Here is an 11,773-nt window from a genome sequence, read left to right on the forward strand (position 1 = left end):
TATTCATGGGTTGTATCGCCCACTGTTTTCATGAGGCGAAGTCCATTTTCATCATAGGTATAAGAGGCTACTGTGTTGCCTTCTAATGTTTGAACACTTGTTAAGCGCTGTGCTTCATTATAGGTGTACTTAAAATGTTCATCCTGTAATAGGTTTCCATCTGCATCATATTGGTAGTCCGTATCGTTTTTCTTTTCAATTTGATTGGCATCGTTAAATTGTGCGACTTGTTTTAACTCTATCCACCTGATATGATACACATTTAGATATTTCTATAGGATATATGATCTTTCTTCTATAACTGCCACCCATTTATATTTCACATACATGATTAGACTTTTATTTTCATAAGTCCATTTCATTTTTAATAGGTAATTCATTATAAGGATAATCGGTAAAGTTAGCGATAAAATCCCAGCCTATTCCATCAAAACCAATCCACAGATAAAATCTTTCTTCTAAATGATTCATCCTATAATCAAAAATGAAACGATACTGACCAACTTCACCGTTTGGATCAATTTCTACATATTTTTCGGAAGATAGTAAAACATTTTCGTTATTAAAGGCATCTAAATAAATCTTTTGAAAATGTTGAACTAATTCCACTTCATTTTCTATTTTTGCAAAATGATAAAATTTCCCTGGACCAACTTTTTTCATTTCGGCTATTTCTGAGATATTGATGTCATTTGATTCATCAAGTACATGTATATATAGTGGATATCTATCTAATTTTCTCAAAAACTGTTGTAAAAACACCTTATATCTCTCACATAAATGGTCTTCAGTAGGAGAAATAATAAAAGAAAATTCAACCAATCCTCTTTTTTCATTTTTGAAAATATAAGAAAAGTCATCACCTATTAAAAAGTTGCTTAAAAAAAATTTCATTTACCACACCACCTTATATTTGGAGGATGTCTTTATAAACACGTTTGTTTATTGCAAAATAAAAGTACAGAGGTTTGCGAGAAATTTGTGCAGAACTCAACTGCATAAAAAAAGGCTTGCCAGCCCCATAATAATTCCCTACTGTATTGATTGAGAGACCACAACAGTAGGAGGACATGAAAGGATGCTAGCGATGCCTGAAGTAAATTATATCAAACATTTAAGAGAAGAAGAAGATTTATCTATAAACGAGATTGCAAGAAAAACTGGTTGTAATTGGAGGACTGTTAAAAAATACGCAGATGGAGAAAGTTTTCAAGAAACACTCAAGTTCACTAAAAGAGGAATGATGTATGAGGAGGGGTTCGGAGAAATTGTTGACTGTTGGCTTGAGGAGGACATGAAACTCAAGAGAAAAAACCGAAGAACTAGCAAGAAGATCCATGAAGAACTTAGAAACAACCATGATTTTAAAGGTTCGTATCGGACCGTATGCGAATATATCCAACACCGAAAGCCCCAACTCAAAGCAGCCAAGGTTGAAAGACATGAGCGTTTAGAACACCCTCCGGGTGAAGCACAAGTGGACTTCGGAAACATGACTGTGGTAAAAGACGGAGCGTATAAAGATGTCAAAGCCCTAATCTTGAGTTTTCCACATAGTAATGCTGGATTTAGCTACCCTCTTCCAAGCGAAAATACGGAGTGTTTCCTTGAAGGGCTAAAGGAGTTGTTTCACCAGGCTGGAGGGGTCCCAACCTATCTACGTATTGATAACTTGTCTGCGGCAGTAATTTCAATTGGCAAAGGGGACAAACGGACCTACACTGACGCATTTTTGAGATTCAAGTGCCATTATGGTTTTGAAGTGCAGCCATGTAATCCGTCAAGCGGGCATGAGAAAGGAAATGTGGAAAAGAAGGTTGGTTATACAAGGAATAATCTATTTACAACAGCACCGATAATGAAGAGTTTTCCACAATTAGCGGACTGGTTGAAGGAGGGAATGGAAAAGGATCGGCAACGCCTCCACTATGAAAAAAATGTGTTGATTGATGAGTTGTGGAAAGAGGATAAAAAACATTTGAAAGCCTTGCCTTTAACGGATCTTCCGATTTATTCTGTAAAATCCACAAAGGTTAATAAATATGGGGAAATTGAAGTTGACGGTGAAAAAATTGTTATCCACAAAGCGAAAATGAAACAAGGATTGGTCCTCAAAATGGAATGGGATCGATTCACCTGTTTTACGAATGGCGGAGAAATTGTTTACCAGGAAGACCGCCCTTATATGAATACAACAAGAGCGATACCATGGAATGATATTTTAATAGATTGGGAGAAGAAGCCTCGGTCTGTCAAGTATTCACGATTCTTTAAATATTTGCCTGAGAGGGTTCAAGCGTATCTGACGATACACCCGGAAGAAACCCGAGCAAGGGTTAAAGGTATAAAGAAACTATTAGAGAAGCATACACTAGATGATATTCACTCCTCTCTGGAAACAGAAGAACGGCTTGAAAGAGCTCCACATGAACTGGGATATATCCTAGAAGCTAAGGAGGCTGCTTATCCAGAAAAATTAACCGAAGTACACACACCTGAGATTTTGCTTAACTACGAAACAGATTTGCACACTTATGATAAAAAACTTTGTCCTTCCTTGGAAGGAGGTGTTTCCTGATGAACGATTTAAAGGCCATTTGTAAAACACTCCACCTTGCCCATATTATCGAGGAATTTGAGGAGATACCTTTTGAAAGCAAAGAACAGTTTTTACGTGATATTCTATCGATTGAAGTCAATTCCAGACAAACCACCAAAATCGCTAGACTGATAAAAAAGGCTAAATTTAGAGAGCTTAAATGGCTTAGGGATTATGAATGGTCCGACCAGCTGCACTTACCAGCAACAACCTCGAAAGAGGAAATCTGTGACCTCCGTTTTATAAAGAAAAAACAGAATCTTCTACTTTTAGGAACGCCAGGCACTGGGAAAACTCATCTAGGAACGGCTTTAGGTGTGAAGGCATGTGAACTGGGATTTGAGGTCCGTTTCTTTAGGGTGGCTGATTTGGTGGGACAATTAGAAGAAGCGATGAAAGAAGGCACCTTGCAGAGATTAAAACGACAGATTGAGAAGTGCGATTTGCTTATACTGGATGAATTGGGATACGTTCCTTTTCAAAAGCAAGGATCGGAATTATTGTTTCACATTATTGCAGACTGTTACGAGCATAAAAGTGTGATTGTAACCTCCAATTTGGAGTTTGGTCAGTGGAATCGGGTTTTTGGGGATAACCGTCTAACTTCCGCCCTTGTGGACAGACTAGTTCACCACGCGCATGTCATAGCGTTCACAGGGGAAAGCTACCGGTTGAAAAATGCCTTATCCTCCGTAAAAACGGATACTGGGATTTAATGTAAAAGAAAAGCTGCAAGCCTATGTAAATTTCTCTGCAATTTTCTGCACTTTTTGCTTGCAAAAAACACACGTTTTTAGGAATTAACTCAGCAATAATGTAATGGGTATCACTTTTAAAGTGATAATGCCATATACCTTTACTATATTGTTTCTTTGTTTTCTTACCGTACTTTTTAATATATGCAATTCCAGGCAACCTATGAAAATCTATGGAGAATACACGTCCTTTTCCTTTTTCTATAATTTTTAATAATACCCCACCATTCGACTCAATCCTATACTTTGAACCCCATTTTTTTAAATATTTTCGAGCCTTTTTCACCATATACTTACGAGCTTTATTAAGAGCTTTACCTCCATATTTTCTTATTAAAGGTTTCGCTAAAAATAACAAAACTTGTGCAATATATTTTGCAATACGTCCATTCGGATCCACATGCATCACTGGATCATTATTCGCATACGTATACCCATTCTGCGACAACGGTTCATCGTCATCTCCAGGATGTGGATCTAACGCTAGAAATGCACCGTTCTCTGGATTATAGTACCGAGCTTGTAAATAATAATTTTTGGTTTCCTCATCGTAATAGTAACCTGCATAGCGGATAGGGTTGTCTTTTGCCACATCGCCTTCTACGGATAAGACATTTCCATAAGCATCGTAACGATAAGAACCTACTTCTTGGTCCTCTTGATCACGAATGCTTAACACATCTCCTCGTTGATTGGTAATGTATTGGTACGTTTTGGTTTGGTAGTTTCCGGATGCCTCTTTTTCTTTCACGATCAGTCCAAGTGGTGTGTAGCCATCCCATTCATAGGAACGATATTGGGTAACTTCACCGTTTTTCTTGACGACTTCCATGTCCAATACTTCGTCATTATAGAAATATTCATGGGTTGTATCGTCCACTGTTTTCGTGAGGCGAAGTCCATTTTCATCATAGGTATAAGAGGCTACTATGTTGCCTTCTAATGTTTGAACGCTTGTTAAGCGCTGTGCTTCATTATAGGTGTACTGAAAGTGTTCATCCTGTAAGAGGTTGCCATCTGCATCATATTGGTAGTTCGTATCGTTTTTCTTTTGAATTTGATTCGCATCATTATAAGAGAAAGTGAAGTCTTTTCCATTTACATGTGCTGCTGTCCGATTTCCGACGGCATCATATTCATACGTATTGGCATCGCCATTTGCGAACGTTTCTTTTGTTAGTTGGTTATTGCCATCGTATTCATAGGTTGTGGCTGTTCCTTGAATGGTTTCTTTTGAAATATTGCCGTTTTTCGTATAATCATAGGCAATCTCAAATGGTTGTTGTGCCTTTGTGGTGTATGTCAAAGAAGCTAATAAGTTAGCATCATTGAATTGTGCGACTTGTTTTAGTAAATCCTGATTGAGTGTTATGGTATTTTGATTGTCCGCTGTATTTTGATCATATTGATAATCATGGAATACTTCATCATTTACACCATATTTGACATGATCAACGTCATCGCTGTTTTCTTTATAATTGGTTTGTTCTTGAACAGTCAAAGCATTGTCGTAGGCGGTTGTACGTTTTGTTAGACGTTCTTGATCATCATACTCATAATTTTGTGTAAATAGCTTTAAGTCGTATTTAGCTAGTATGTTGGACTCATCTGTATAGCTATAGTTTTTTAAAACTTGGTCGTCTTGTGCGACTTGGCTCACATTTCCTAAGTCATCATATTGGTAATGTGTTGAAGCAACCACATCACCGTCCTTGTTTGTCACTTGGACTGTATCTACTTGGTCATCTTCGGTATAACTATAGAGTGTTGCAATGCCTGACGGTAACAGTGACTTACTCAATTCACCGTTTAAATCGTATTCATACTGGAAGGTCATTTGCGGCATTGTTACTTTTGTTACTTGATCATTGTCATTATAATTATACGTTTTCGTGCGTCCGAGTGCATCTGTCAGCGAAGACATATTATTGTTGTCATCATACGTATAGGCTGTACTATGACCGTTTCCGTCTGTTACAGAAGTAAGCGTATCTTGATAGAGTGGATCATACGTATATTGTGTTGTATGTCCATCTGCATCAGTTACTTCTTTTTGCTGACCATAAATAGTATAAACCATTTTGGTATGATTCCCTTTTTTATCAGTGGAGGAAACCGCATAAAGATCATCATCATAAGTCGTTGTATCAAATGTATCATTTGGATAAATTGTCTTTGTTACACGACCAAACGAATCATACGTATAGGCTGTCGTTTCATCATTTACTGTCGATGATACTAAAGAAGGACCATCATACAAGTTTGTAGTCGTTTCTCCACTAGCTGCAACTGATTTAATAACCTGATTTTTTTCATTGTACGTATTCGTTACAGTACCTTCGTTGGATTTCGATGTTAGGATATTACCGTTTAAATCGTACGTATTTTCTACAGTCGTTCCATCTGGGTTTGTTACTTTTAACATATTATATTGGGAATCTAATTCATAGAAAGTTGTACGGTTATCAGTTTCAGAAGGTTCTGTTACTTGTGTAACTGCATACGTACCATTTGCCTTATCTCTTTTATAAATAGTTTCTGTATCATCTGTGGCAATCGATTTGAATTCGTTTTCCTTCTCATTAAACTGATACGTATTCGTAATAGATAATTCTTCATCTTCTGCTTGTTGGTCAAAAATGGTTAACTCATTTTCCGTGTACGAGAAAACAGTTTGGTTATTTTCACCATCTATATATTTGATAAGCTGCCCGTTATCATTGTAAGTGAAATTTTCAGTAATGGTACGAGTTGTTTTGTCACTGCCCATTTTGGTTTGAACAAGTAAATCCCCATTATAAGTGTAGGTTGTCCAATGGTCCGCGAATTGTACTTTACTTATCTTTCCATCGCTATACTCTATTTGAATTTTTTCTTGCTTTTCAATCCCTTTGGCTTCCGATACTGTGGTTAGTTGATCTTCTTCATCACGTGTGAAATCGATTTGATTTTGATATTCATCTTTATATGAAGTGATATAGAATACGTTATCCTTCCCTAATTGAAAGGTTTGGACAAATTGATTTGGATCAGTAAGTGTGTAGGTTGCATCATCTACTTTAAATAGCTTCTCATATAATCCCTTTGGTGAATGATATTGAGTGCCATCTTTTATAAATGTATGAACAGTGCCATCTTCGTCTGTATATAAAACATCTCCATTTTCTAAAACAGATAATGTCTCATTGCCAATGAACGTCCATCCTTTACCTAAAGCAGAGGTAGCTGTTGAACGAGAATTATACGTACGTGTGAAGTCATACCCTAAATCACTTCGTGTATAAAGAGACTCATCCGTAAATTGTAGTGCCATATTTCCTGTTGTGACATTCACACTAGAAGAGGCATTTCCAAATGTATCATCTTCATATGTGAAGTAGTCTTCTAAACCTATTAAATCTAAATGCTGGCTCGGTTTTATGCTATTTGATGAAGTTTTTGGACTCAAACCTCGTTTTCCTGAAATCTTATCTTCTTCAGTTTCAGGAGCCGTATCGTCATCATCAAAATACGCTTGCACTGTTGCGGTGTAACTTTTACTATTATCGTATTTTGCATCCGTCGTATAGCTTGTCTTCCCTTTAACTTTAATGGTTTCATCTTTACTGCCATCATTTAAAATAACATCATAATATTTTGCACCGGTAGATTCCTTCCATTCGATATCAAAACTTGTTTTATTTTGGACTAGGTTATCATCATTTGAAGTTATTTTGACATCTTTGGGCGCGTATAAAGGCATATAGCCATAGTTGACATCTGATGAAGGCGAATCACCCGCAGCCGACATGGCAATCACACGAACACTATAACGTTTTGATGTATTACCATATGTTGTACTTGGATCAATAGGTAGTTCGCTACCCGTTCCGACACTTGATGAATGATCTAATTCTACTTGATGAAGATCCGTTTTCCCTGCTTGTATTTCATCGTCAGTCGGCCAAATTTTCTTTCCTTTTGTGCTAACAGATAACGTATCTTTTCCTACTGTATAGTTTTCATACTTTGCACCATTCCAAATACGGACTTTATAGCCAGTAGCGTTAGCAACTTTTTTCCAATTAATATTTAACCAACCACGTCCTTTATTGACTGGATCTGTCTCAGGATAGCTTCCAGTTGTGATGGTTGGTAATTCTGGTTCACCCGCTGGTACAGGAATAGCTTTTGATACTGTTGAAGAAGTAGGACCATTACCAGTTGGATAAATCGGTATCACACGAAATTTATATTCTTTTGAAGTGACAGTTGAACCAGCTTTTACAGAATAAAACCCTGTTGGATCAAGTGGGAGTTCAACACCAGTTTGGTTTGTACTATAAGTACTTGTAGTTTTATAGGGGGATTTAGGAAATACTTTTTTCCCTTTAGAATTCCAACTAGTTGCCGTTCCTTTATATACACTTTCATAACCCTTGCCATCAAACATCTGCAAATCATAGCTTGTTGCTCCGTAAACCGACTTCCATTTTACATTTACTGAACCAGTTTTAGAAGCCGCATCATCAGCTGTGGCTGTCATTGTCGGTGTAGCCATTTTTTCGTAGTGATAAGCAATGACAACTTTTGCTTTTTTTGCGCTTTCACCAGCGGTTATCTTTTTCCAGTAGGTTTTGCCATGACCATTTGTATGAAATTTAAACCCATAGTTTGAACGTTCCCCTGAAACCCAAGCTTGCACGTTATTTGTCACGTTAAAATGCGCCCATTCGTCTCGTCCAACAGAGGTATAGGTGATCTTAGTAGAAGAAGGCTTGTTATTCCAAGTTAGTTCATCCGCATACCATTTTCCTTTAGCTTCATCTACCCATAATCCATTTTTTTGTGATGCATAATAGGCATGTGTCACATAAGTCTGTAAATCTGCACTGTCTATTGTGGCACCCTTTAAATCTCCTACAATGCTAAATTTAATAAATGGATAGTTTGTTCCTGATGTACTATCATAATAGCCTGTTTGTAAAACGTATTCTCCTTGTGTAGGATCCCATTGCTTGTTAAAGTTTGCTTTTGGATATTTACTAGATACATATGTATCACCTAAGTCATCTATAGTAACAGATGGATCTATATAGACCGGATATACACGTTCCTTAGATTTCAACCAGTTTTCATTTGCTTCTAGTGTTAAAGTGTATTTATTTTCCTTCAATTTCGTTAATTGATATTGAACTTTATCTGAATATACGCCTTCCCCTTTTGTATCGTTGATGTTAGAATCCATCATCATTGGCTTAGGAAGTGTAAAAATTCTTTCCTCTTTTGCATCATTTGTAAAAAATCCAATGGAACCATCAGATAATCGTTTGGCGTTTAAATCTGTTTCTAATGTATACGTAAACTGATGAATACCTGTATACTCATTAACGATCCAATCTTCCTTTACTTCTTCATTGAAAGTAATATGTCTTAAATCAATTTGCGGGTAAATATTCTTATATTGAATTTCATTCTCTTTGGTAGAGGTTTTACTTGCGGTTGATGGGCGTAATTTCTCCTCATCTTTAGTAGCAGAATCTAACTCAAAAACGAGTTTGTGACTTCCTTTACTGTATGTAATACTCTGATCATTTTTAATGGATTGCGGAAACTTTGATGCTAGCTGAGTGGTATCGGTAGCAACATAGCCTGTCCCAGTAGAGGTTAGATTCTCAGAAATATCTTTATACTGATTATTTTGCTCGATATGAACTTTTTCAGCATAGATTTCCTTGTAATAGTTTCCTTTTTCATCTGTGAATGTCTTACTTGTAGGCGTTCGTTTATCTTTTAATTCTTTTAAATTGTCAGTAGAAATCATTTCTTTTTCCGAATCAGTTGGTTCTTGTGATTCTTTTGATTCTGAGTATGCTAAACCGACATATTCAGGAATCATACTGACAATCAAAGTCGTGACTAAAAATAACGATAGCCATTTTTTGAAATATTGTTTCATTTTACTCCTCCAATAATACTTTTTATAACAAAAATGTTACAGAATTATTATACATAAGCAAAAAATTGTTATAAATGGGACCTTAATATGTTTTTATTTACTCTTTAAATAAAATATGTAAAATAAAGTTTAAAATTTGAGCCATAAATAACTTTTTCGCTATCTTCCATCCAAACCATTTTGTGCTTGATACTGGATGGATATGGAGGATTGTATAACTTTTTTTCAATATTTCTTCAAAATTTGTACCTTTTTGATAAAAATTCAGAGGTAAATGGTTTTAAGAATCTAGCACCTGAGAATTACCTTCTTGTTCTTTTTATAATAAAATTGGATGTTTAACGAAAGTAATTGAGGGATCAAAGAATTAATAAAGTGAAGCTTCCATCAGTGGGGGGTTTCCTTCATCCCCCAACTGAGCTAGAAGAACTCAGGTTAAAAGCGCCACGTCCTGTGGCAACACCTGAGGGACCAACATCCTGCCCGCCCAAACCAATCGGACGCATGCGGCAGTTAACCTCCATCTATCTTTCTCGTTTCTCTTTAAATCTTGAGGTCTTACTGCCCGTTAAAGCGGGATAAAATAAACGAAGGTATCATTATGAGAACAACTGAAGGAAATCCTTTAAAATACAGGATTTTAAAGGGGAATTTATGAAAGATAAGTTTGTTATGAAAGTTATTATTTCAGACGTGTTGATTAGGAAGAAATCAGCAAATATTTTTGCCATAATCCTTAAAAAGCATGTATTTATATGATTGCCCGTCCTTCATTTAACATTTTACTCGTCCACTCTTTTTCCAAAAATCCATTTTAATAGTGGTGGTGTTGCTAAGGTTGTAACGACAACGACGATAATCATGGGGGTATAATACGCCACTGGCAATAATTTATTGTCTAATCCCATAGCGGCAATAATAAGAGCTACTTCTCCTCGAGAAATCATGCCAGCTCCAACACCCATGGATGAACGCATATTGAGACCTGCTAATTTTGCGCCAATCCCTGCGCCGATAAATTTTGAAAGCAATGCAATGAAAGAGAATAGAACGATTAAGCCCATTTGGTTGCTGATCCCTTCAAACGTTACAGACAAACCGATACTTACAAAGAAAAATGGAACAAAAATGCCATTAGCAATTGGTTCAACTTTTTCCTCGATCTCTTTCTTAAATTTTGTCTGTGCCATTGCAATTCCTGCAAAGAACGATCCTATAATACCCGCAATACCTAAATATTCTCCAAAATATGCGAATGCAAAACAGATGATTAAAGCGCCACTTAATAAGGGTTCTGTAACTTTGACTTTAGAGAATAATCTTAAAAAGAATGGTACGAACCATTTGGATGCTAAGAAAAGGATCACAAAGAACAAAATCTTCTTTCCAATCAATAAAGAAATACTCACATCAGACCCAACAAAAAAGCTCATGGCTATTGCTAATAATACAACCACAATAATATCATCTAGTACAGCTGCTCCTAGTAAGGTTGCACCTTCTTTACTGTTCAACCATCCTAATTCTCGCAATGTTTGGACAGAAATACTAACAGAAGTTGCAGCTAATAACAATCCTATGAAGATACCTTCTGCTGTTGATAATCCATAATAATGCGCTCCAACGTATCCCATCACAATAGGTGCAATAATTCCCCCGATCGCGACAAACATGGCCGCTTTCCTATTGCGATCTAAATCCTCCAAATTTGTTTCAAGTCCTGCTAAAAACATTAATAACAGGACACCAATTTCGCTAAAAGTATGCATGATTTCAGAATCCTGTACCCACCCTAATAGAGCAGGCCCTAAAATAATGCCTATAACGATCTTGCCCAATACGGATGGCTGTCCAAGCCTTACACTCAAATGACCAGCTAATTTTGTCGCCAATAAAACAATAACGATTTGGAAAATGAACAAATGATTTCCTCCTTTTGATAGACAGTTCAATTCAATAGTGAATAGATGAAAAGCTTACTGCAACATGAGGAAGAGCCGAAAAAGTCAATCGTAGCTTAATAGAGCCATTAACAAAAAAACATGGCGGAGCCAGATTGACAGACTCCACCATGTTTTGCACTCAACTATTTGATTAACCTATATGTTATAGAAAATATTCATCTTTGTAAAGTGAAAGCTAGTAAACTGATCCATTACACCCTAGTATAATTGCTTCGGGGTTTTTCCGTGCTTGGTCAAAAAGCTCCTCTGATTCAGCAGGCGAATATACATCCGCTCAACTCAATAAAGATTAAAATCGCATTCATCTCACCAGCTATTGAGATGAACTTCTGTACCTATTGCTACGCTTTCGATACAAAAAAGATTTGGCTCCTGCCACTACGTTTTCAGCGCATAAAACATTTGCTTCGCATAAAACATTTGCTCCTGCCGCTTCGCTTTCGGCATAAAAAACATTTGCTCCTGTCGCTACGCTCTCGTCGCATAAGACATTGCTGAATAAGGATAATCCATCTGT

General features: G+C 36.6%; 5 protein-coding genes and 1 pseudogene. 2 read left to right on the forward strand and 4 right to left on the reverse strand.

Going from position 1 to position 11,773, the window contains the following annotated elements; all coding sequences use genetic code 11:
* Nucleotides 1-260: pseudogene (locus FEU33_RS19010) on the reverse strand (hypothetical protein); the annotation flags it as partial.
* A gap of 85 nt (nucleotides 261-345) precedes the next feature.
* Complete coding sequence (locus tag FEU33_RS09410) at nucleotides 346-894, reverse strand: hypothetical protein (protein ID WP_146549121.1); 549 nt, start codon at nucleotides 892-894, stop codon at nucleotides 346-348.
* 184 nt (nucleotides 895-1,078) lie between these two features.
* Here FEU33_RS09410 and istA point away from each other — a divergent pair, with 184 nt between their 5' ends.
* A complete protein-coding gene (istA, locus tag FEU33_RS09415) occupies nucleotides 1,079-2,578 on the forward strand; it encodes an IS21 family transposase (RefSeq protein ID WP_146548493.1) in 1,500 nt (499 codons plus the stop codon).
* Nucleotides 2,578-3,315: an IS21-like element helper ATPase IstB gene (gene istB / locus FEU33_RS09420; RefSeq protein WP_370467591.1), complete on the forward strand. Its 738-nt coding sequence runs from the start codon at nucleotides 2,578-2,580 to the stop codon at nucleotides 3,313-3,315. Before istA ends, istB begins: the two co-directional genes overlap by 1 nt.
* Here istB and FEU33_RS09425 read toward each other — a convergent pair.
* Both FEU33_RS09425 and FEU33_RS09430 read right to left on the reverse strand, forming a co-directional pair.
* Complete coding sequence (locus FEU33_RS09425; RefSeq protein ID WP_146549122.1) at nucleotides 3,251-9,292, reverse strand: DNRLRE domain-containing protein; 6,042 nt, start codon at nucleotides 9,290-9,292, stop codon at nucleotides 3,251-3,253. The two genes, istB and FEU33_RS09425, sit on opposite strands and share 65 nt — an antisense overlap.
* 782 nt (nucleotides 9,293-10,074) lie before the next feature.
* The gene (locus tag FEU33_RS09430; protein ID WP_146549123.1) at nucleotides 10,075-11,214 is read right to left on the reverse strand and encodes a cation:proton antiporter; all 1,140 of its coding nucleotides are present in this window, start codon (nucleotides 11,212-11,214) and stop codon (nucleotides 10,075-10,077) included.
* Between the last annotated feature and the right edge of the window lie 559 nt (nucleotides 11,215-11,773).

Origin of the sequence: Rummeliibacillus suwonensis, assembly GCF_007896435.1 — a bacterium.
GTDB classification, from domain to species: Bacteria; Bacillota; Bacilli; order Bacillales_A; family Planococcaceae; genus Rummeliibacillus; species Rummeliibacillus suwonensis.